The 21895-nt window shown below is 64.2% G+C and carries 14 protein-coding genes; 7 read left to right on the plus strand and 7 right to left on the minus strand.

The features are described from left to right. Positions 1-7: 7 nt before the first annotated feature. The 4 genes from CGZ66_RS05440 to CGZ66_RS05455 all read right to left on the minus strand — a co-directional run bounded on the left by CGZ66_RS05440 (position 8) and on the right by CGZ66_RS05455 (position 5051). Positions 8-1216: an acetyl-CoA C-acetyltransferase gene (locus CGZ66_RS05440; RefSeq protein ID WP_095082329.1), complete on the minus strand. Its 1209-nt coding sequence runs from the start codon at positions 1214-1216 to the stop codon at positions 8-10. An 85-nt stretch (positions 1217-1301) separates the two neighbouring features. Next, a complete protein-coding gene (locus CGZ66_RS05445) occupies positions 1302-2474 on the minus strand; it encodes an acyl-CoA dehydrogenase family protein (RefSeq protein ID WP_095082331.1) in 1173 nt (390 codons plus the stop codon). Positions 2475-2525: 51 nt separating this feature from the next. Beyond that, complete coding sequence (locus tag CGZ66_RS05450) at positions 2526-4316, minus strand: acyl-CoA dehydrogenase (RefSeq protein ID WP_095082333.1); 1791 nt, start codon at positions 4314-4316, stop codon at positions 2526-2528. A gap of 273 nt (positions 4317-4589) precedes the next feature. Continuing rightward, positions 4590-5051, minus strand: coding sequence for a MerR family transcriptional regulator (locus CGZ66_RS05455; RefSeq protein WP_095082335.1), 462 nt, complete (start codon positions 5049-5051; stop codon positions 4590-4592). A gap of 454 nt (positions 5052-5505) precedes the next feature. On the opposite strand from CGZ66_RS05455, the gene CGZ66_RS05460 reads away from it, so the two are divergent. The 4 genes from CGZ66_RS05460 to CGZ66_RS05475 all read left to right on the plus strand — a co-directional run bounded on the left by CGZ66_RS05460 (position 5506) and on the right by CGZ66_RS05475 (position 12816). Further along, on the plus strand, positions 5506-9540 hold the full coding sequence (locus CGZ66_RS05460; RefSeq protein ID WP_095082337.1) for a peptidoglycan-binding protein: 4035 nt from the start codon (positions 5506-5508) through the stop codon (positions 9538-9540). A 192-nt stretch (positions 9541-9732) separates the two neighbouring features. Further along, entirely contained in the window at positions 9733-10656 is a 924-nt protein-coding gene (locus CGZ66_RS05465; protein ID WP_095082339.1) for a sulfite exporter TauE/SafE family protein, read from the plus strand. Next, complete coding sequence (locus CGZ66_RS05470) at positions 10656-11447, plus strand: TIGR02186 family protein (protein ID WP_095082341.1); 792 nt, start codon at positions 10656-10658, stop codon at positions 11445-11447. Before CGZ66_RS05465 ends, CGZ66_RS05470 begins: the two co-directional genes overlap by 1 nt. A 112-nt stretch (positions 11448-11559) precedes the next feature. Further along, positions 11560-12816: an Hsp70 family protein gene (locus CGZ66_RS05475; protein ID WP_095082343.1), complete on the plus strand. Its 1257-nt coding sequence runs from the start codon at positions 11560-11562 to the stop codon at positions 12814-12816. Between the two features lie 10 nt (positions 12817-12826). Here CGZ66_RS05475 and CGZ66_RS05480 read toward each other — a convergent pair whose 3' ends face one another. After that, a complete protein-coding gene (locus CGZ66_RS05480) occupies positions 12827-13735 on the minus strand; it encodes a LysR family transcriptional regulator (RefSeq protein ID WP_095082344.1) in 909 nt (302 codons plus the stop codon). A 278-nt stretch (positions 13736-14013) separates the two neighbouring features. Between CGZ66_RS05480 and CGZ66_RS05485 the strand changes: the two genes are divergently transcribed. From CGZ66_RS05485 to CGZ66_RS05495, 3 genes are read left to right on the plus strand one after another with little or no spacing between them, the layout of a single operon-like run. Next, positions 14014-16944: a molybdopterin oxidoreductase family protein gene (locus CGZ66_RS05485; protein WP_167392011.1), complete on the plus strand. Its 2931-nt coding sequence runs from the start codon at positions 14014-14016 to the stop codon at positions 16942-16944. Continuing rightward, entirely contained in the window at positions 16941-17675 is a 735-nt protein-coding gene (locus CGZ66_RS05490) for a 4Fe-4S dicluster domain-containing protein (protein ID WP_095082345.1), read from the plus strand. Before CGZ66_RS05485 ends, CGZ66_RS05490 begins: the two co-directional genes overlap by 4 nt. A gap of 5 nt (positions 17676-17680) precedes the next feature. Beyond that, entirely contained in the window at positions 17681-18616 is a 936-nt protein-coding gene (locus CGZ66_RS05495; protein ID WP_095082347.1) for a dimethyl sulfoxide reductase anchor subunit family protein, read from the plus strand. A gap of 2 nt (positions 18617-18618) precedes the next feature. Here the strand turns inward: CGZ66_RS05495 and pdeM are convergent, their stop codons facing one another. After that, positions 18619-19335 carry a ligase-associated DNA damage response endonuclease PdeM gene (pdeM, locus tag CGZ66_RS05500; protein WP_095082349.1) on the minus strand — a complete coding sequence of 239 codons (717 nt, stop codon included), beginning with the start codon at positions 19333-19335 and terminating at the stop codon, positions 18619-18621. A gap of 13 nt (positions 19336-19348) precedes the next feature. Continuing rightward, entirely contained in the window at positions 19349-21868 is a 2520-nt protein-coding gene (locus CGZ66_RS05505; RefSeq protein ID WP_095082351.1) for a ligase-associated DNA damage response DEXH box helicase, read from the minus strand. Positions 21869-21895: the final 27 nt, after the last annotated feature.

Consider the following 21895-nt stretch of genomic DNA (forward strand, 5'->3'; position numbering starts at 1 on the left):
TCCCCTATCAGACGCGTTCGATAATCGTTGCGGTGCCCATGCCGGCACCGATGCACAGCGTTACCAGTGCGGTGTTGAGATCGCGGCGCTCGAGTTCGTCCAGCACCGTGCCGAAAATCATCGCGCCGGTGGCGCCGAGCGGATGGCCCATGGCAATGGCGCCGCCATTGACGTTGATCTTGTCGTGCTCGATATCGAAGGCTTGCATGTAGCGCAGCACCACCGAGGCGAAGGCCTCGTTGAGCTCGAACAGGTCGATATCCGACAGCTTCATCTTGGCACGCTTCAACAGCTTCTCGGTGACGTCGACCGGACCGGTCAGCATCAGCACCGGTTCGGAGCCTATGTTGGCGAAGGTGCGGATGCGAGCGCGCGGCTTCAGCCCCATCGCCTTGCCGGCCTTCTTCGAGCCGAGCAGCACGGCGGCGGCGCCATCGACGATGCCGGACGAATTGCCGGCATGGTGGACGTGGTTGACCTCTTCCACCTCGGGGTGCTTCTGCACGGCGACGGCATCGAAACCACCCATTTCGCCGGGCATGACGAAGGACGGGTTGAGCGAGGCCAGCGACTGCATGTCGGTCGACGGACGCATGTGTTCGTCATGGTCGAGGATGGTCAGGCCGTTCTGGTCCTTGATCGGAATGACGGAATTCTTGAAGCGGCCGTCGGCCCAGGATTTGGCCGCGCGCTTCTGGCTCTCGACTGCATAGGCGTCGACGTCGTCGCGCGAGAAGCCGTATTTGGTGGCGATCAGGTCGGCCGAGATGCCTTGCGGCACGAACCAGCCGGGCAGGCCAACCGAAGGATCCATAAACCAGGCGCCGCCAGAGGCGCCCATGCCGACCCGCGACATCGATTCAACGCCGCCAGCGATGACGATGTCATCGGCGCCCTGCGCGATCTTGGCGGCGCCGAAATTGATGGCGTCGAGGCCCGAAGCGCAGAAGCGCGAGATCTGCATGCCAGGCGCCTTGGTGTCGTAGCCAGCCTCGAAGGCGGCGGCGCGCGGAATGACCGAGCCCGCCTCGCCGACCGGATCGACGCAGCCGAAGATGATGTCGTCGACATTGGCGGTGTCGAGCCCGTTGCGATCGCGCAATGCTTCGAGCGTCCTGGCGGCAAGCCGCACCGCTGGCACCTCGTGCAGCGATCCGTCCTTCTTGCCCTTGCCGCGCGGCGTGCGCACAGCATCATAGACATAAGCTTCGGCCATCTTTTTGCTCCTTGGGTTTATCGAACGGCTTTAGACTGATGCATGTCGATCTCCCAAAACCGGGACCGCTTTTGGGCGACATGCATTAGAGCGAGCGTCCGATCAGCAATTTCATGATCTCGTTGGTGCCGCCGTAGATGCGCTGGACGCGGGCGTCGCGGAACATGCGGGCGATCGGGTATTCATTCATGTAGCCATAGCCGCCATGCAATTGAAGGCATTCGTCGACGACTTTTCCCTGCAGGTCGCTGAGCCAGTATTTGGCCATCGACGCTGTCACCGGGTCGAGGCCGCCGGCGATGTGGCGGGTCACACAATCATTGTAGAAGACCCGGCCGATGGTCGCCTCGGTCTTGAGTTCGGCCAGCTTGAACTGGGTGTTCTGGAAATCGATGATCGCCTTGCCGAACGCCTTGCGTTCCTTGACGTAATCGATGGTCAGCGCCAGTGCCCGCTCGATCATGGCAATGGCACTGGTGCCGATCTGTAGCCGCTCCTGCGGCAATTGCTGCATCAGCTGTACAAAACCCTGCCCTTCCTCGTGGCCGAGCAGGTTGGACGTCGGCACGCGCATATCGTTGAAGAACAGCTCCGACGTGTCGTTGGCCTTCAGCCCGATCTTGTCGAGGTTGCGGCCGCGCTGGAAGCCTTCGACCTCATCGGTCTCGACGACGATCAGCGAGGTGCCCTTGGCGCCCTTCTCCGGATCGGTCTTGGTGACGACGATGACGAAGTTGGCAAGCTGGCCATTGGTGATGAAGGTCTTGGAACCGTTGATCTTGTACTGGTTGCCATCCTTCTCGGCCCGCGTCTTGACGCCTTGCAGATCGGAGCCGGCACCTGGCTCGGTCATGGCGATGGCGCCGATCAGCTCGCCGGTCGCCAGCTTCGGCAGCCATTTCTTCTTCTGCTCTTCAGAGCCGTAGTGGAGGATGTAGGGGGCGACGATCGAGTTGTGCAGGCCGATACCGAAACCGTCGACACCGACATGGCCAATGGCCTCGATGATGGCGCTCTCATGCGCGAAGGTGCCGCCGGAGCCGCCATATTCCTCCGGCATCGAGGCGCAGAGCAGACCGGCAGCGCCGGCCTTCAACCAGCTCTCGCGGTCGACCATCTCGTTCTTCTCGAATTCGTCGTAGCGCGGCGCGATTTCCTCCGACATGAAGCGGTGCGCCATGTCGTAGAGCATGCCGACCTCGTCCGCGGCCCAGGCGGGCTTCGGCAAAGAGAGCACTTCGGCGGGATTTGTCGCCACGATTTCCTCCGCGTATCGACAGGACAGGGCCGGCGGTGCCGGCGTTCGAGCTTAGAACGCTTCCGCCGGTAGAGCCATCAGCGTGTCGGCACCGCTCGAAATGCGAGCGAGGTGAGCGCCGGTTTCCGGCATGATCCGCTCCATGAAGAAGCGCGCCGTCACAACCTTGTTGTCGTAGAAGGACTGCGAACCGTTGGCCCCCGTCTTGCCGAGCGCCGCCTTGGCCATCTGCGCCCACATATAGCCCAGCGCCACAAGGCCGAAGAGATGCATAAAATCGGTCGAGGCGGCGCCCGCATTGTCGGGCTTGGCCATGCCGTTCTGTAGCAGCCACATGGTGGCGGCCTGAAGGTCGTTGAGGCCCTTCTTCAGCGCCTTCGTGAACGGCGCCATCTTCTCGTCGGAACGGTTTTCCTCGCAGAATTCGCCGACCTCCTTGAAGAAGGCCTGCACGGCGCGGCCGCCATTCAAACCCAGCTTGCGGCCGACAAGGTCGAGCGCCTGGATGCCGTTGGCGCCTTCATAGATCATGGCGATGCGGGCATCGCGCACGAACTGGCTCATGCCGTGCTCTTCGATGTACCCGTGACCGCCGAACACCTGCTGCGCCATCACGGCGTGGTCGAACCCCTTGTCGGTGAGCACGCCCTTGACCACTGGCGTCAACAGGCCGGTGTAGTCGTCGGCGGCCTGGCGGTCCTTGTCGTCGCCAGAGCGGTGGGCGACGTCGGACTTGATCGCCGTCCACAGCGCCAGCGCGCGGCCGGCCTCGTTGAAGGCCTTCATGGTCATCAGGCTGCGGCGGATGTCGGGATGGACGATGATCGGGTCGGCCTTCTTGTCCGGTGCCTTCGGCCCCGACAGCGAGCGGCCCTGCAAGCGGTCCTTGGCGTAGGCCGCGGCGTTCTGGTAGGCGATCTCCGACAGCGACAGCCCTTGCAGGCCGACGCCGAGGCGCGCCTCGTTCATCATCGTGAACATCGCCTTCAAACCACCATTGGCCTCCCCGAGCAGCGTGCCTTCGGCCTCGTCATAGTTCATGACGCAGGTCGAATTGCCGTGGATGCCCATCTTCTCCTCGATCGAACCGCAGGAGACGGTGTTCCTGTTGCCGGGATTGCCCGATGCGTCGAGCTTGAGCTTTGGCACGATGAACAGCGAGATGCCTTTGACGCCTTCAGGCGCGCCCTCGATGCGGGCCAGCACCAGATGGACGATGTTGTCCGACATGTCGTGCTCGCCGGCCGAGATGAATATCTTCTGGCCTGAAATCTTGTAGGTGCCATCGCCATTCGGCACCGCCTTGGTTCGCAGCAGGCCAAGATCGGTACCGCAATGCGGCTCGGTCAGGTTCATGGTGCCGGTCCAGGCACCCTCAACCATTTTCGGCAGCCATTTGGATTTCTGCTCGTCAGTGCCGTGTGTGATGATCGCCGCGATCGCGCCCTGCGTCAGGCCCGGATACATCATCAGCGACATGTTGGCCGACACCATATATTCGGCAACGGCGGTGTGCACCGCATAGGGCAGGCCCTGGCCGCCGAACTCGACGGGTGCGGCCAGACCCATCCAGCCACCCTCGCGATACTGGTCGAAGGCCTCCTTGAAACCTTTCGGCGTCGTCACCGAACCGTCGTCATGGCGGACACAGCCTTCGATGTCGCCGACACGGTTCAGCGGATGCATGACGTTCTCGGCGAGCTTGGCGCCTTCGGCGAGAATAGCCTCCAGTACATCGGGCGTGGCGTCGGCAAATCCGGGAAGGTTCGAATAGCGCTGATAGCCCAGCACCTCGTTGAGCACGAACAGCGTATCCTGGACCGGAGCCCTGTATATCGGCATGCTTTCCTCCACCCTGCAGACCTGTCCGAATGCCCCCGAAGTCTACCAAGGTGGCATGCGGACCTATGTTGCGAGCGGGATAGCAAAAATTGACGTTTGCGTAAACGTCAATTTTTTCGATGCGACAAGATTTCCCGCCCGCCGCGCGGTGAACGTAGCGGCGAGGCGTTGCGCAAGCTAGCGGCGAGAGGCTGCATTGGGCCGCGGCCAAGACGACGAAAAGCCGCGCGGCAGGGCCACGCGGCTTTGATAGTCAGACAGTCAGCGGATGAGTTAGCCCGCGACGCTCGCCTGCGGCGCCGAACGCTCGGCCAGCATCTGGCGCACCGCCGACATCGAGCCGCTCAGCTCGTTGATGGCGTCATCGATCAGCGCCCGCTGCTTCTGTAGCCGGGCAAGCTGCTTTTCCGACTTGTCCAGCGCCAGCCGCAGTTGCTTGGTGTTGGAGCCGGTCGGATCGTAGAGGTCCATCATCTGCTTGACGTCGCGCAGCGAGAACCCAACCTTGCGGCCAAGCAGGATCAGCTTCAGCCGGGCCTTGTCGCGGCGCGTATAGAGACGGGTCGAACCGTCGCGCTGCGGGTTAAGCAGGCCCTTGTCTTCATAGAAACGCAGCGTGCGCAGCGTCACTCCATATTTTTTGGCCATCTCACCGATGCGGACAAGGTCCTCGCCGGTTTCGACAGACATATTGTTGGTATTGGCCGCGGTCTCGCCGGCCGAGATAAGCTTCATGGTCACTGGCTTTCCCCATCTGGTGGCGTCGCGGTCCTGGACCGTGCGTCGCCTGACTGGAAGCGGGGGCTTGCTTCCGGTCGTGGTTTCAACAAACAAATCGCAAACAGCACGCTCAGGGCGCCTTTTACGTTTACGTCAATTCTATACCGATAGCCGCCTCATGACGCAAGGGCGTTCTGCGCGGCGAGCGTTATGCCGCACCGTGCTGCCGGCATCCGACATCCTTGCAACTTCTTAAGTTTGGTTAACGCGTTGTTTACCACGTTGGGCGAAATGTGGGCGCGTCGGCTACCCGTGGTTATCCTGTATCGAATTTTTCACGGTTTTTCGGAGCGCGGGTGAGAGCCCGGGAAGCTCGTCTTCCACCGCGGCATAGCCGCTGTCGCCTCGTTCCGACAGGGACTTGGGGGAACTGGCCGAGAGCCAGCCAATCTGAAAGACGGACGCACCGATGAACAGCAAGCGGTCCTACCTCGATACACTCAACGCCGGCAGGCAGCGCAGGCCGCAGACCACGCTCGAGCAGTTGAACCGTTCCCTCGAAACGCTGGAGCAGCGGCTGGAGCGTACGCGCGAGGACCCGATGGCACGGCCCGAGCCCCGCCAATACGGGGCCGATGCGCGCTATCCAGCAGCCCAACCCTCTGGCCAACCCTCCAGCCAGCAGCGCTGGTACGAGGATCCGCAGCCGGCGCCGCGCCCGACGAGCCCGGCGCAGCCCGCCGCCGCCTTCGGGCAGAATTACCAGGCCATCGCCCGCGACATCGATCGTGTGCGTGGCCAGGAAGACGGCGTTGCGATGGTCGGCAAGATCGCCGGCGAGTTGCGCGGCATGCGCGAGGAACTGCGCCACCAGATGACGGCTGGGCTGCAGCGGGAATTCGAAGCGCTGCGCAAGGACATCGAGCGGGCTTTCCAGTCGAGCGCCAGGCCGGGCACCTCGGCCAAGGGCAGCGCCGAACTCGGCCTTGAATTCGAACGGCTCTCCGGCGCCATCCAGACACTGGCCGAGAAGAGCGACGACAGAAGCGTCAACATGCTGCGGCTCGAGCTCGAACAGGTCAAGGCCGCGCTCGACACGCTGGCGCGCGAGGAGAGCGTGCAGAAGGTCGACCGCCGCTGGGACGATTTCGATCGCCGGTGGACGGCCTTCGAGGACCGCGTCGACGCCGATCAGCGCAAGCGCTCCGACGACCCCGGCCTATCAATGCTGACCGACCGGCTGGAGCAGATCAGCAACGCCGTCAACAATCTGCCGGAATCGCTGTCGCTGCGCTCGCTCGAGGAAAAGGTCCGCACGCTTGCCGGCGCCGTCGATCATTTCGCCAGCCAGCAGGACAATCGTGGCAGCGACACGCTTGGCATGATCGACGAGCGGCTGGACGAGATCTCCCGCGCCATCGTCGCCTCGACGGTCGCCGCGCAAGCCAATTCATTCGACCACGAGGCTTTCGAGCGCATCGAGAAGCGGATCGACTCGCTTGCCCAACAGATCGAGGAAGTGGCGCAGGACCGCCCGGGCAACGCCGTCATGGACCGGCTGAGCACCCTGTCGAGCCGTGTCGACGAGCTCGCCGGCCGCGCCAACCTGCCCGAGCAGGCGATGGAGCGCCTGGCCAAGCAGATCGCGCTCATCGCCGACAAGATCGACCAAGCGCCTGCCATGCCCGACGCCGACTATATCTTCCATGGCCTGGAGCAACGCTTCGACGTGCTGTCGAGCATGATGGAACGTCGCCAGGGCGACGCCATCGAACAGGGCAACATGCTGTTCCGCGATCTCGAGCGGCGGCTGGACGAGGTGGCCGACAGGCTGGACCAGCGCATGCCGCATGTCGACAGCGCCGGCATCATGGAAGCCATCGACGCCCGCTTCACCGCGCTGGCCAAGCGCATCGAAACGCGTGTTCCCGATCCCGCAGGCGAAGCCGCGATCCGCGGCCTGGAAAGCCGGCTCGAAGACATTTCAAGCCGGCTGGACGCATCGGCCGCGCAGGTGGCCGGCATCGATCCGGCGCTGATCCGCAGCCTGGAGGCGCAGGTCGCCGGCCTGTCCGCCCACCTTTCAAGGCCCAGCACGCCCCTGCCGGAATTCGAGGACATCAGCCCGCGTCTCGACGAGATCGAGAAGTCGCTGTCCGGAACCCGCGATTCCATCCTCGGCGCGGCGCGCGAGGCGGCCGAGAACGCGGTGCGTTCGCTGGCTGGTTCGAGCGCCAACACGACAGCCGTTTCCGGCCTCGCCCAGGACCTGAAGACCCTCGAAACGCTGACGCGGCGCTCGGACGAGCGCAATTCGAGAACATTCGAAGCCATCCACGACACGCTGCTCAAGATCGTCGACCGGTTGGGTTCGCTGGAACCCGGCGAACCGGTCGAGGCGGTGAGCGAACTCCTGGATGCGGCTGCGGTCGGATCCAACAGCCGGCGCGGTGCGCGGCGGTCCAAGATGGCCGTCGAGGCACCGTCAATGGATATCGATCAGCCGATGCCGCTGACCGGAGACATGGCCGATCTCGATGGTCGCGCCGCCGCTATCCTGCGCAATGATCCGGGCATGCGTGGCGACCTGGATACGCGTGGCGACCTGGATATGCGTGGCGACGTGGGCACGCGCTCACCAGCCGAAGCCGCCGCTGCCGCGGCCCTGGCTGCCCTCAGTTCCGATACCATCGCCGAGAAAAGCGAACAGGCAGGCGGCCGCAAATCGTTGTTCGGCGGGTTGGCACGTGCATTCAGGGGCAAGAAGGAGGCCGACATTCCGCCGCTGGCCGGCTCGGCGCCGATTGCCCCGACACCGAGCGTCGACCTCGACGAACCGCTCGACCCAAAATTGGCCAATCGGCCGCTGGAGCCCGGCTCCGGCGCGCCCGACCTCAATGCCATCATGAAGCGGGTGCGCGACGAGCGCGGCCAGCCGGCCAAGCCCAGCGACACCGATGCCGCCAAATCGGATTTCATCGCCGCAGCGCGGCGCGCGGCGCAGGCCGCCGCCGCCGAGGCCGATGCGCTGAAGCGCCAGTCGACGATGACCGGACCCGTGAAGGCATTGCGGATCGGCGACCTGCTCAAGGCGCGCCGCAAGCCAATCCTGATGGCGGCCGCCGCGATCATGCTGGCGCTCGCCGGCCTGCAACTGGGCAAGGCCTTCTTCGCCGATCCGGCGCAGGTGGCAAGCAACGACGCCGCGCCGATCGTTGCCTCGCAACCGGTGCAAACCGCCTCGGTCGATGCGGCTAGCCAGCCGAAGACGGACGTTCAGCCGCAGGCCGTGGAAAGCGCGCCGGCCCGTCCCGTCAGACAGGCCGAGCCGTCCGAACCGGCAGCCAAGGATGACATGGCCGCGCAAGGCACGATGGCCACGCCGCCAAGCATCGAGTCTTCGATGGATGCGGCACCGACAGCCCAGCCGGTTCCTGCGCCTGTTGCTTCGGCGACGCCCGCCGACGCAAGCCCGACGGCACCCGACATGACAGCTTCGGCTGCTGCGCTCCCGGCTGGTCCGGCCCCGGTCGCCGCGGAAGCGACCGATGCCGATACCGGGCCTGTGACGGCCGAGCCGAACACCGCCAAGGACACCACGGGAGCGGTTCCACCGGCCGACACTTCGCCGGCGGCAGCCACCGCCAAGTTCGACATTCCCACCGACGTCGGCCCGCTCGCCTTGCGCGATGCCGCTGCCGGCGGCGACGCCAAGGCGTTGTTCGAGGTCGGTTCGCGCTACGCCGAGTCGCGTGGCGTCAAGGAAGACATGGCGGCAGCCGCCAAATGGTACGAGAAGTCGGCCGAACTCGGCTTCGCGCCGGCCGAATACCGCATCGGCAATTTCTTCGAGAAGGGCATTGGCGTCGCGCGCGATATCAAGAAGGCGAAGACCTGGTACCAGCTCGCCGCCGAGCAGGGCAACGCCAGCGCCATGCACAACCTGGCCGTGCTGTTCGCCATGGCCGCGGATGGCGTCACCGACAATGAGTCGGCCGCGCACTGGTTCCAGGCGGCGGCAGACGTCGGCGTCAAGGACAGCCAGTTCAACCTCGGCATCCTCGCCGCCAAGGGCGTCGGCATGAAGCAGAACCTCGAGGAATCCTACAAATGGTTCGCGCTCGTCGCCAAGACCGGCGACAAGGATGCGGCGGCCAAGCGTGACGAGATCGCCAATGCGATGCGGCCCGAGCAACTCGAACGCGCCCGTGCCGCGGCCGAACTGTGGAAGGCCAAGCCGCTGGATGCGGCAGCCAATTCGGTCGACATTCCCGAATCGTGGCAGGACGGCGCGCCGCAGACGACCGCCAGCGTAGACATGAAGAAGGCCGTCGAGAATATCCAGCGCATTCTCAACAAGAATGGCTACGATGCAGGCGACGCCGACGGCAGGATGGGCCAGAAGACGAAGACCGCGATCATGGCTTTCCAGACCGACAACAAGCTGCCGGCGACCGGCACGGTCGACGAAAAACTGGTCAAGGCGCTGCTGGCGCGCAAATAACGGCAGATGCGTCGCTTCCACGACGCCCTTGCCACACATTTGCCTGTTAACTGATTGAGATGTTTTTTGTTTCGGCAATGCTGCGTGGTTTGACTTCGTAGCACCTCCGGCGCAAGAACAAACTGGCTTGTCGGGTCAAGATGCCCGCAACGGTTGCATTCACCGACAGGCAGAACTGATCGAGACTGACGGGTGGGCATCTATCTCCCGATCGCGGAAATTTCCGTCAACGTCTTCGTACTGCTGGCCATGGGTGCGGCAGTGGGCTTCCTGTCGGGCATGTTTGGCGTCGGCGGTGGCTTCCTCATCACGCCGCTGCTGATCTTCTACAACATCCCCCCGGCGATCGCCGTCGCCACCGGCGCCAACCAGGTCATCGCCTCCTCCTTCTCCGGCGTCCTTTCGCACATGAAGCGAGGTACGCTCGACTTCAAGCTCGGCGGCGTGCTGCTGGCCGGGGGCATCGTCGGCTCCACCGGCGGTATCTTCGTCTTCGCCTTCCTGCGCAGGCTCGGCCAGCTCGACCTGTTCATCTCGCTGCTTTATGTCGTGCTGCTCGGCACGGTCGGCGGGCTGATGCTGGTCGAAAGCGTCAATGCGCTGCGCGCCACGCGCAGCGGTGCGGCACCGGTGCTGAAAAAATCCGGCCAGCACAACTGGATCCACCGCTTGCCGCTGAAGATGCGGTTCAGGGCCTCGAAACTGTTCGTCAGCGTCATCCCGGTGCTAGGTCTTGGCGCAGGCATCGGCTTCCTGTCGTCGATCATGGGCGTCGGCGGCGGCTTCATCATGGTGCCGGCGCTGATCTATCTGCTGAAAGTGCCGACCAACGTCGTCATCGGCACTTCGCTGTTCCAGATCATCTTCACCTCCGCCTACACGACGCTGGTCCATGCCACCACCAACCAGACGGTCGACGTCGTGCTGGCCTTCCTGTTGATGGCGGGCGGCGTTGCCGGCGCGCAATATGGCGCCAAGGCCGGACAGAGGCTGCGCGGCGAGCAGCTCAGGGCGTTGCTGGCGCTGCTGGTGCTGGCGGTGGCGATCCGCCTCGCCATCGACCTCTTCGTCACCCCGCCCAATCTCTATTCGCTGACCGCCACGGGCCTTAACTGATGAGGGGGCCCAAAGCGTTCGCAACCGCCATTCTCCTGTCGTTGCTTGCGGCCGCCGTGCCGGTCAAGGCACAGACACCACCGGTAGAAGGTATCCAGATCGGGCTCTCCACCGACAATGTCTCCATCACCGCCGGCTTTTCCGGCGCCGACCTGACCATTTTCGGCTCGCTGGAAAATCCCGACCCGCTGGTTGCCCGCCAAGGCAGATACGATGTCATCGTCGTGCTCGAGGGTCCGCCGCGCCCGGTCGTGGTGCGCCGCAAGGACCGGGTGCTCGGCGTCTGGGTCAACCTGGAGTCCGAAACCTTCGAGAATGTGCCGATGTCGTATTCGGTGGCGACGACGCGGCCGCTGCAGGACATCACCGAACCGAATAGCTACAAGCAACTGTCGCTCGGCGCATCCAACCTCTACATGCAGCCGGCCGACGCCGGCGACAACCCGGCGACCATCGAGGAATTCACTGCGGCGCTGCGCAGCCGCAAAACAGCGACCGGCCTCTACAGCGAGAATGTCGGCGGCGTGCAATTCCTGTCGCAGAACCTGTTCCGCGCCACCGTCAGGCTGGCACCGAATGTTCCGGTCGGCACCCACAAGGCGCGCGCCTTCCTGTTCAAGAGTGGCGTGTTCATCAAGGAAAGCTCGGCCCAGCTCGAAATCCGCAAATCCGGTTTCGAGCAGTCGATCTTCCGTGTCGCGCACAATTATTCCTTCCTCTATGGCGTCTTCGCGATATCGCTGGCCATGCTGACGGGCTGGCTCGGTAGGGTGATCTTCCGAAAGGATTAGGCGCCGGATTTCCAAAAAGGGTTTCCCTTTCCGGCGTCTTGCGTTAGAGCACGCCCCCGGCCCGACCGGACACGAGTTGCCGCTCCCCAAAGACAAAATCAGGAAACTTGCCATGCGACCAGCATTCGGCGGTATCGACTTTGGCACTTCAAACTCCACCGTTGGCGTGGTCCGCAACGGGCAGCCGCGCCTCGTCGCACTTGAAGATGGGCAGGTCACGCTGCCCAGTGCCGTGTTCTTCAACTTCGAGGACAACCGCACCTGTTTCGGACGCCACGCCATTGCCAACTACACTGACAGCATCGAAGGCCGGCTGATGCGCTCGCTGAAGAGCGTGCTCGGCAGTTCGCTTGCCCACGAGAAGACCCGCATCAAGTCCCGCTCGATCGGCTTCATGGAGATCGTCGGCCTGTTCCTCGGCCACCTCCGCAAAAAACTGGAGGAAGATGCCGGCGGCGTGGTCGAAACGGTGGTGCTCGGCCGCCCGGTGCAGTTCGTCGACGACGATCCCGAGGCCGATGCAAACGCCCAGGGCGAACTCGAGAAGGCCGCGCGCGCCCAGGGCTTCAAACACATCGCTTTCCAGTTCGAGCCGATCGCGGCGGCGCTCGACTATGAGCAGAAGGTGACGCGCGAGGAACTGGCGCTGATCGTCGACATGGGCGGCGGCACCTCGGACTTCTCGATCGTGCGCGTCTCACCGCAGCGCTCGCGGTCGCTCGACCGCAAGGACGACATCCTGGCCAGCCGCGGCATCCATATCGGCGGCACGGATTTCGACCGGCTGTTGAGCATCGCCCATGTGATGCCGCAGCTCGGCTATCTGACCCCGACCAAGGACGGCAAGCGCAATCTGCCGGCCAGCTACTTCATCGATCTCGCGACATGGCAGCGCATCAACCTGGTCTACACCGCCAAGGCAATGACGCATCTGCGCCAGATCCGCTACGAGGCCGAGCGCGCCGACCTGGTCGACCGCTTCATCCACATTGTCGAGCATCGCTATGGACATGCGCTGGCGGCCCTTGTCGAAAAGGCCAAGATCGAGCTGACCGACAGATCATCGGCTCAGGTGGCGGTGAAGCTGCCGGGGGCGGCGTTCGCCGCCGAAATCACGCGCACCGGGTTGGACGCCACGATTGCCAGGGACATCGAGCGGGTCACCGCAACGGTCGGGCAGACCATCCGCGACGCCCAAGTCAAGCCATCCGACATCACCGCGGTGTTCCTGACCGGCGGGTCGACCGCAATCCCGCTGGCAAGACGAGAGATTCTCTCCTTGGTGCCGCAGGCATCCGTCATCGACGGCGACATGTTCGGCTCGGTCGGGCTTGGCCTGGCGCTCGACGCCCAGCGAAAGTTTGGCTGACACGGCCCACTCACGGGCGGGCGGGCGCCGCTTCATCGGCACTGGCGCTGAGATGCGCCTTGAGCGCCATCTGGGCAAGGCTCGCCTGCCGGTCGCGGTGGGTGATGATGGCGAAGTCGCGCTTCGGCAGGTCAATAGGCACCGCGCGCAAACTGCCTTCGGCAATCGCGCCGCCGACGACGAGTTCGGAAATGATGGTGGCGCCGGCACCCGCCTCGACCGCCTGGCGGATGGCCTCGTTGCTCGGCAGCACCAGGAATATCTGCAGGTCGGCGAGCGAAATTCCTTCGCGGCGGGCCAGATCCTCCAGCACTTCGCGCGTGCCCGAACCACCCTCGCGGATGATCCAGCGCAGGCCCTTGATGTCGGGCCGGCCTTGCGAGACTTCGGCGATCTCGGGGTGGGCGCTGGCGACGACCAGCATCAACCTGTCGACGTCGACCTTGGCGCGACGCAGGATGTCGGATTCCGTCCGCCCCTCGACCAGACCGAGATCCGCGGCACCATCGAGGACATTGGCCTCGACCTGCCTGGTGTTGCCGATGGTGACGCTCAACCTGACGGCGGGATAGGCCTCGTGGAAGGAAGCCAGCCGGCGCGGCAGCCAATAGCTGGCGATGGTCTGGCTGGCGGCGATCGAGAGGCTGCCGGTGACCGTCTGCGAGACATGCTCCAGCACGTTGCGCGCAGCGGCTGCCCGCTCCAGCACGGCCTTGGCTTCCGGCAGGAAGCGGTGCCCGGTCTGGGCGAGCTCGATGTTGCGGCCAACCCGGTTGAACAGATGGACGCCATGCTGCTCTTCAAGCGCGCGAATAGCGGCAGACGCGGCCGATTGGGAAATGCCAAGCAGCTCGGCCGCCTTGGTCATGTGGCCACGCTCGGCAACGGCGACGAAAATCCGCAATTGGTCCAGGGTCATACGTGCATTAAGAACCAATATCGATCGAATTTACAAGAACAACTGATTAGACAGATCGATAGCTTTATTCTACGTTTTCGAGTGAAGTTAGAAAAAACTCGCCATCGAATCGCAGAGAACAAAATGATCGGGCGGTTCAGATCCCTGCTTGCCCATTGGACCCGCGGCATCCGGCGGCGGCTGGGCGGTGACCGATACCACCCGGAAGAGCACTATATGCGTGGCCCCGGGCCGAAGACACGAGCCAAGTCCGCCGGCCGTGCAGGCACCAGCGGATCATGATGCACCGACCGCCGCGCGGCGCAAATTCGGCTCCATCGCAACGCCCGCTTGCCGACACGCGCGCGCCCGATGAAGGCGACGGCGTCGACACCTCGCCGGACATTTCCGACAGCATCGCCAAGACGACCTGCTACATGTGCGCCTGCCGCTGCGGCATCGACGTGCACATCAAGGACGGCAAGGTCCGCTACATCAACGGCAACAAGGACCATCCGGTCAATCGCGGCGTGATCTGCGGCAAGGGCAGCTCCGGCATCATGCAGCACTACAGCCCGGCCCGGCTGAAAAAACCATTGCTGCGCACAGGCCTGCGCGGCTCAGGAGAATTCCGTGAGATCGAGTGGGAGGAAGCCTTCTCGATCGCGACCGAACGGCTCTCGGCCATCCGCCGGACCGATCCGAAAAAACTCGCCTTCTTCACCGGCCGCGACCAGTCGCAGTCGCTCACCGGCTGGTGGGCAAGCCAGTTCGGCACGCCTAACTTCGCCGCGCATGGCGGCTTCTGTTCGGTCAACATGGCGGCCGGCGGCCTCTATACGATCGGCGGCTCATTCTGGGAGTTCGGCGAACCCGACTGGGACAACACCAGATACTTCATGCTGTTCGGCGTCGCCGAGGATCACGATTCCAACCCGATCAAGATCGGCCTCGGCAAGCTCAAGGCGCGCGGTGCCAAGGTGGTTTCGATCAATCCGTGCCGGACCGGCTACAACGCCATTGCAGACGACTGGATCGGCATCCGGCCCGGCACCGATGGCCTGTTCGTGTTCGCCCTCATACACGAACTGCTGAAGGCCGGGCGCGTCGATCTCGACTATCTCCTGCGCTACACCAATGCGCATTTGCTCGTCATCCAGGAGCCGGGTGCGGCGGATGACGGCCTGTTCGTGCGTGACGCCGGCGGCAATCCACTGGCCTGGGACAGGGTTGCGAAGACGCCTGTCAACGCCACCGATGCCGGCGCGAAACCTGCGCTGACGGGCAGCTTCATCGTCGACGGTCGCCGCTGCGCGCCGGTGTTCCAACTCATCGCCGACCGCTATCTCGATGAGAGCTACGCACCCGATGCGGTGGCAGAGCGCTGCGGCATTCGCGCCGACACGATCCGCAGGATCGCCGCCGAACTCGCGCATGTCGCCTTCGAACAGACGATCGAATTGCCGGTCGCCTGGACCGACTGGGCCGGGCGCCGGCACGAGACGATCAAGGGGCGGCCAGTGTCGATGCATGCCATGCGCGGCATCTCCGCCCATTCGAACGGCTTTCACACCTGCCGCGCCATCCATCTCTTGCAGGTGCTGCTCGGCACCGTGGACGTCCCCGGCGGCTTCCGCTTCAAGCCGCCCTACCCGAGATCGGCGCCGCCGGGCCCAAAGCCTTCAGGCAAGACCGTCAAGCCGATGACGCCGCTCGACGGCATGCCGCTCGGCTTCGTCTGCGGGCCGGACGACCTTTTGGTCGACGAGGCCGGCATGCCTGTTCGCATTGACAAGGCCTATTCCTGGGATGCACCGCTGGCGGCACATGGCCTGATGCACACCGTTATCCGCAACGCATGGGCCGGCGATCCGTATCCGATCGACACGTTGATGATGTACATGTCGAACATGGCATGGAATTCCTCGATGAACACCGTCGAGACCATGGCGATGCTGACCGACCATGACGAAGCGGGCAACTACAAGATCCCCTTCATCATTTATTCCGACGCCTACTATTCCGAGACGGTACCGTTCGCCGATCTCGTGCTGCCGGACACAACCTATCTCGAACGCCATGATTGCATCAGCCTGCTCGACCGGCCGATCAGCCATGCCGACGGACCAGGGGACGCCATCCGCCATCCCGTCGTCGAGCCGGATCGCGATGTCAGGCCGTTCCAATCGGTGCTGATCGAACTCGGCGCGCGGCTTGGCCTGCCGTGCTTCGTCAATGACGACGGCTCGGCCAGATACCGCGACTATGCCGATTACATCGTCAACCATGAGCGGACGCCCGGCATCGGCCCGCTTGCCGGCTGGCGCGGCAAGGACGGGAGTGCGATCGGCAAGGGCGAGGCCAATCCGGACCAATTGCAGCGCTACATCGACAATGGCGGCTTCTGGCACCACGATTTCGCCGAGGACCAGCGCTACTACAAGATGGCCAACCGCTCCTATCTCGACTTCGCGGTGCAGATGGGTTTCATCCCCAAGGCTGAGCCGGTCGTCTTCCAGCTCTATTGCGAGCCTCTGCAGCGCTTCAGGCTGGCCGCACGCGGCCATGGCCGCGTGGTGCCGCCAGAGGGCGACCGCCAGCGCATCGAGACCTATATGGACCCGCTGCCGTTCTGGTACATGCCGTTCGAGGAAGCGGCCGTCGATTTGCAAGACTATCCGCTGCACGCGCTGACGCAGCGGCCGATGCATATGTATCATTCCTGGGGCTCGCAGAATGCGTGGCTGAGACAGATTACCAGCCAGAACCGGCTGTTCGTGCATCACCGGACCGCCGCAGGTCTCGGCCTTGTCGATGACGACTGGGTGTGGATCGAAAGCATCAACGGCAAGGTCAAGGGACAGATCAAGCTGGTCGACGGGGTGAACGAAAGCACGGTTTGGACCTGGAACGCGATCGGCAAGCGGCGCGGCAGCTGGGGGCTGAAGGACGATGCGGCCGAATCCAATCGCGGCTTCCTGCTCAACCACATCATTGGCGACCAGACTTCGGCCGACGCCAACGGCAAGCGCTATTCGAATTCAGACCCGGTGACGGGCCAGGCAGCGTGGTTCGACCTGCGCGTGCGCATCGTCAAATGCGCGGCCGAGGAGGCCGGCTTCACCGAGCCGCAATTCGAACGTTTCCAACAACCGCCGGGCTTCGAACCCGCACCAGACAGACTGACCTTCGGCGCTGACTTCCGCCGGGCAAGGGAGGCGGCCGAATGACCTGTCTGCCAAGTCAAAGCGGCAAGAAGCTCGGCCTCGTCATCGATCTCGACACCTGCGTCGGCTGCCAGGCCTGCGTCACTGCCTGCAAGGAATGGAACACCGGCGGCCACATGGCGCCGCTGACCGACATCGACCCCTATGGCGGCCATGTCGACGGCGTCTGGTTCAACCGCGTCCACAGCTACGAACACACCACCGAGGTGGGCGGGCGCACGGTCAACTTCCCGCGCTCTTGCCTGCATTGCGAGACGCCGGCCTGCGTCACGGTCTGCCCGACCGGCGCCTCCTACAAGCGGGCCTCGGACGGCATCGTACTGATCGACGAGGACAAGTGCATCGGCTGCAAATTGTGCAGTTGGGCCTGCCCCTATGGGGCGCGCGAATTCGATCGTGATGTTGGCGTGATGAAGAAGTGCACGCTGTGCGTCGACCGCATCTACAATGACAATTTGGCCGAGGAAGACCGCGTGCCGGCCTGCGTCGCGGCTTGCCCGACCAGCGCCCGGCATTTCGGCGATCTCGGCGATCCCGCGTCGGCTGTCTCGCAACTGGTGGCGGAGCGTGGCGGCGTCGACCTGATGCCAGAACTCGGCTATCACCCGACCAACAAATATCTGCCGCCGCGCGCCCACACCAAGCGCGCCGCATCGGTGGCCGCGCCGGCACTCGAACCGGTGCGGCCCGAAGGCGGCTTCCTGGGCTGGGTCGACCGCATGCTTTCGAACTGACATCCATGCATCCAGCCTTCTCCGTCGTCTTCTTCACCACCGCCACCGGCGCCGGCTATGGGTTGCTGGCGCTGCTTGGGGTGCTCGGAGGGCTCCAGATCATCCCGCCCGACTTCTGGCTCGCCCTCATCGGCATGGGCCTGGCGCTTGGCCTGATCATGGCCGGGCTATTGTCCTCGACAGGTCATCTCGGCAGACCCGAACGCGCCTGGCGAGCGTTCTCGCAATGGCGCAGCTCATGGCTGTCGCGCGAAGGCGTTGCCTCGGTCATCACCTTCGTTCCGGCGGGCCTGTTCGGCATCGGCTGGGTGTTTTTCGGCCGCAGCGGCGGCTGGGTGGCCATCGCCGGATTTCTGGCGGCCATCGGTGCGGTCGTCACCGTCTGTACCACCGGCATGATCTATGCGTCGCTGAAGCCTATCGCCCAGTGGCACAGCCGCTTTACTCTGCCCGGCTACCTCATTTTTTCTGCGATGACCGGCAGCGTGCTGTTGAACGCGCTGCTGCAGGCATTTGCTCTCGGCTCGAAGACCCTTCTGGCGGCCTCGGTGCTGCTAGGTCTGCTCGGCTGGGGCTGGAAGCTGGCGACCTGGCGCTACAACGACCGCCTGGAAATCCCAACCAATGCCAACACCGCGACGGGGCTCGCCGGCGGCACGGTACGATCGCTGGAATGGCCGCATACCGAAGAGAATTATCTGCTCAAGGAGATGGGGTTCCGAATCGCGCGCAAGCACAGCGCGCGCCTGCGCCGGATCACGCAGGGTCTGGCCTTCGCCCTGCCCGTCCTGCTGCTTGCCGCTGCATTCGCCTTGCCATGGCCCTTCGCGGTGCTGCTGTCAGTGTTCGCCGCGATCGTCCAGTTCGCCGGCATGCTGGTCGAAAGATGGCTGTTCTTCGCCGAGGCAAAGCACACTGTGACGCTCTACTATGGACGCTGACCTCAGCCCGGTCTGAGCATCGAGCGTGAAATCGCAAAAATGCGCTCGGCGCCGAGCATATAGGCCATCAGCGTGTCCAGCCGGAACAGCCCGGCATAGGCGCGATCGAGCACGTTGAGCGAACCGGTATAGGCGCCGAAGGCCGGCATGATCATGCGTCCGCCATCGCCGGCAAAGCAGCGCCGCCGCACCGAACGCCCACGCTGCACGATGCGCGCGCACGGATGCAGATGGCCCGCTATCTCGCCTTCGACACGTTCCTTCGTTGGCTCATGCCGGAACAACAGCGAGCCTATGGCAAGTTCGCGCACCGTCTCGCCGGGTAGGTCGGCGGGCGCTTCCGGATCGTGATTGCCGGCAACCCAGAACCAGTCGCGGCCTGATATCAGCGCTTCCAGCCGTTCGCGGAAGCTCGCATGCATGCGCTCGGCGCCGCCGCCATCGTGGAAGCTGTCGCCCAGGCTGATGACGATGGATGGCTGATAGTCGGCGATCACGGCCTGCAGTCTCAGCAACGTCGCGCCGGTGTCGTAAGGCGGGATCAGCGCGCCGCGCCGCGCCAGCGACGAACCCTTTTCGAGATGCAGGTCGGAAACGGCCAGAAGCCGCAGATCCGGAAAATAAAGCACGCCGCGCCGGTCGCAGACCGCACGTTCGCCGGCGATGCCGACAAGGTCGGCCTCGGCAATCAGCGACGTGCGCGCCAGCGAAAAATTCATCTCGAAATCAGTCTCATCTTTGGCCCATGGCCTCCTCGACCAGATCCGCGGCTTCCATGAGCAAGGACTCATTGGCGCCGCCATTCACCAATTCCTTGCCGATCTCCAGCATGATCGGCACGGCCAGCGGCGATATCTGCTCAAGATGCTTATGCATGATTCGACCGCGAACACGCGAGAGCATCTCGGCAAGTCTGCTGACATCGAGCAGGCCCGCCGATGCATCGGTGCGCGTTGCCTGTAGCAGGATGTGGTCCGGTTCGTGGCTGCGCAACACGTCGTAGATCAGGTCGGCCGAGACGGTTACCTGGCGGCCGCTCTTCTCCTGGCCGGGAAAGCGCTTTTCGATCAGCCCGGCGATGACCGCGCAGGTGCGAAACGTCCGCTTCAGCATCCAGCTGTCGTTCAGCCAGGCCTCGAGGTCGTCGCCGAGCATGTCCTCGTCGAACAAGGCGGCCAAAGAAGGCTTCTTCGCCTTGAACAGTGCCGCCATGTCGTCCAGCGCCCAGACGGCCAGCGAATAGTCGGTGGCGACGAAGCCGAGTGGGCGGGCGTTGGCACGCTCCAGCCGCCGCGTCAAAAGCATGCCGAGCGTCTGGTGCGCCAGCCTGCCTTCGAAGGGATAGGCGACCATGTAGTGGCGGTTGCCGCGCGGAAAGGTCTCAACCAGAAGGTCGCCGCGCTTCGGCAGCACCGACTTTTCCTTCTGCAGCCGCAGCCAGTCGGCGACCTGCTCGGGCAGCGCCTGCCAGCGGTTGCTGTCGGCCAGCATGCCGCGCACCTGATCGGCGAGATAGGTCGACAGCGGAAACTTGCCGCCGGCATAGGACGGCACGATGATGTTGGCGCCGGCGCCGTTGGAGACGACGCATTCGTTCTCGCGGATGCCCTCGAAGCGCAGCACCTTGCCGGCAAACAGGAAATTGTCGCCGGGGCGTAGCGTCTCGGCGAAATATTCCTCGATCTTGCCCAGCACCGGCCCCCCGCGCCCAGCCATGCCACGGCCCTGCCTGACATAGCGGACATTGAGTTCCGGCATTTCGACGATGGTGCCGACATTTAGCCGGTATTGCTGGGCGACACGCGGATGCGAGACGCGCCACAGCCCGCCGACTGTCTTTCGAATGCGGGCGTAGCGCTCATAGTTCTTCAGCGCGTAGCCGCCGGTGGCGACGAAATCGACGACACGGTCGAAGGTCTCGCGTGCCAGCCCGGCATAGGGCGCGGCGCTGCGCACTTCTTCGAATAAATGGTCGGCATCGAAGGGCGCGCCGCAGGCGACGCCCAGCACGTGCTGCGACAGCACGTCGAGCGCGCCGGTGATCAACGGCGGCGTGTCCTGCGCGCCGAGATAGTTGGCGTCGAGTGCGGCACGGCATTCCAGCACCTCGAAACGGTTGGCCGGAATAAGGATCGCCTTGGACGGCTCGTCCATGCGGTGGTTGGCGCGGCCGATGCGCTGCGCCAGGCGGCTCGCGCCCTTCGGCGCGCCGACATGCACGACCAGGTCGACGTCGCCCCAGTCGATGCCGAGATCGAGCGTCGACGTCGCGACGATGGCGCGCAGCGCATTCTCGCCCATCGCCTTCTCGACCCGCCGACGCTGGCCGACATCGAGCGAACCGTGATGCAAGGCAATCGGCAGCGAGTCCTCATTGGCCCGCCACAGTTCCTGGAACAGCAATTCGGCCTGGCTGCGGGTGTTGACGAACAGCAGCGTCGTGCGGTGCCTTTTGATCGCCTCGTAGATTTCAGGAATGGCGTATCGGGCCGAATGGCCGGACCACGGCACATGCTGCTCCGAGTCGAGAATGGAGATGTCGGGCCTGGCTCCGCCGGCCACGGTGATCAGGCCGGCCATGGCGCCTGACGGATTCTGGCCGACCAGCCAACGCCGCAATTCGTCGGGCTCGGCGACCGTAGCCGACAAGCCTATCGTCTGCAGGCCAGGCACGTAGCTGCGCAGCCGCGCCAGGCCGAGCGCCAGCAGATGCCCGCGCTTCGACGTCACCAGCGAGTGCAGCTCGTCGAGCACGACATAGCGCAGATCCTCGAAGAAGCGACGGGCATCGGGCGCCGCGATCAGCAGCGCCAGTTGCTCGGGCGTGGTGAGCAGAATGTCGGGCGGCACCAGTTTCTGGCGCTGACGCTTGTGCGACGGCGTGTCGCCGGTGCGCGTCTCGATGGTTACAGGCAGGCCGATCTCTTCTACCGGCTTGCCGAGATTGCGCTCGATGTCGACCGCCAGCGCCTTCAGCGGCGAGATGTAGAGGGTATGGATGCCGCGATGCGCCTGCCCCGGCTTTCGCCTTGGCCAGTTGGCCAGTTCGGTCAGCGAGGGCATGAAGCCGGCCAACGTTTTGCCGGCCCCGGTCGGGGCGATCAGCAGCACCGATTGCCCGGCCTGGGCCCTTGCCAGCAATTCGATCTGGTGGGCACGCGGCGACCAGCCTTTCTCGCCGAACCACCTGATGAATGGTTCGGGCAGGGCTACAGTGGCATTCTGTTCGGCAAGGCGCGGCTGCTCTGTCACGCGCCAGAGGTAGCGCGAAGGTGGGCA

This window comes from Mesorhizobium sophorae, assembly GCF_002270415.1.
In the GTDB taxonomy this organism is placed as follows: Bacteria; Pseudomonadota; Alphaproteobacteria; order Rhizobiales; family Rhizobiaceae; genus Mesorhizobium; species Mesorhizobium sophorae.

What these genes read in the sequence shown, in the direction of transcription:
- CGZ66_RS05480 (WP_095082344.1), bottom strand. Translation starts at nt 13,735, where the DNA reads ATGACCCTGGACCAATTGCGGATTTTCGTCGCCGTTGCCGAGCGTGGC.
- CGZ66_RS05475 (WP_095082343.1), top strand. Translation starts at nt 11,560, where the DNA reads ATGCGACCAGCATTCGGCGGTATCGACTTTGGCACTTCAAACTCCACC.
- pdeM (WP_095082349.1), bottom strand. Translation starts at nt 19,335, where the DNA reads ATGAATTTTTCGCTGGCGCGCACGTCGCTGATTGCCGAGGCCGACCTT.
- CGZ66_RS05455 (WP_095082335.1), bottom strand. Translation starts at nt 5,051, where the DNA reads ATGAAGCTTATCTCGGCCGGCGAGACCGCGGCCAATACCAACAATATG.
- CGZ66_RS05440 (WP_095082329.1), bottom strand. Translation starts at nt 1,216, where the DNA reads ATGGCCGAAGCTTATGTCTATGATGCTGTGCGCACGCCGCGCGGCAAG.
- CGZ66_RS05460 (WP_095082337.1), top strand. Translation starts at nt 5,506, where the DNA reads ATGAACAGCAAGCGGTCCTACCTCGATACACTCAACGCCGGCAGGCAG.
- CGZ66_RS05450 (WP_095082333.1), bottom strand. Translation starts at nt 4,316, where the DNA reads ATGCCGATATACAGGGCTCCGGTCCAGGATACGCTGTTCGTGCTCAAC.
- CGZ66_RS05490 (WP_095082345.1), top strand. Translation starts at nt 16,941, where the DNA reads ATGACCTGTCTGCCAAGTCAAAGCGGCAAGAAGCTCGGCCTCGTCATC.
- CGZ66_RS05495 (WP_095082347.1), top strand. Translation starts at nt 17,681, where the DNA reads ATGCATCCAGCCTTCTCCGTCGTCTTCTTCACCACCGCCACCGGCGCC.
- CGZ66_RS05485 (WP_167392011.1), top strand. Translation starts at nt 14,014, where the DNA reads ATGATGCACCGACCGCCGCGCGGCGCAAATTCGGCTCCATCGCAACGC.
- CGZ66_RS05470 (WP_095082341.1), top strand. Translation starts at nt 10,656, where the DNA reads ATGAGGGGGCCCAAAGCGTTCGCAACCGCCATTCTCCTGTCGTTGCTT.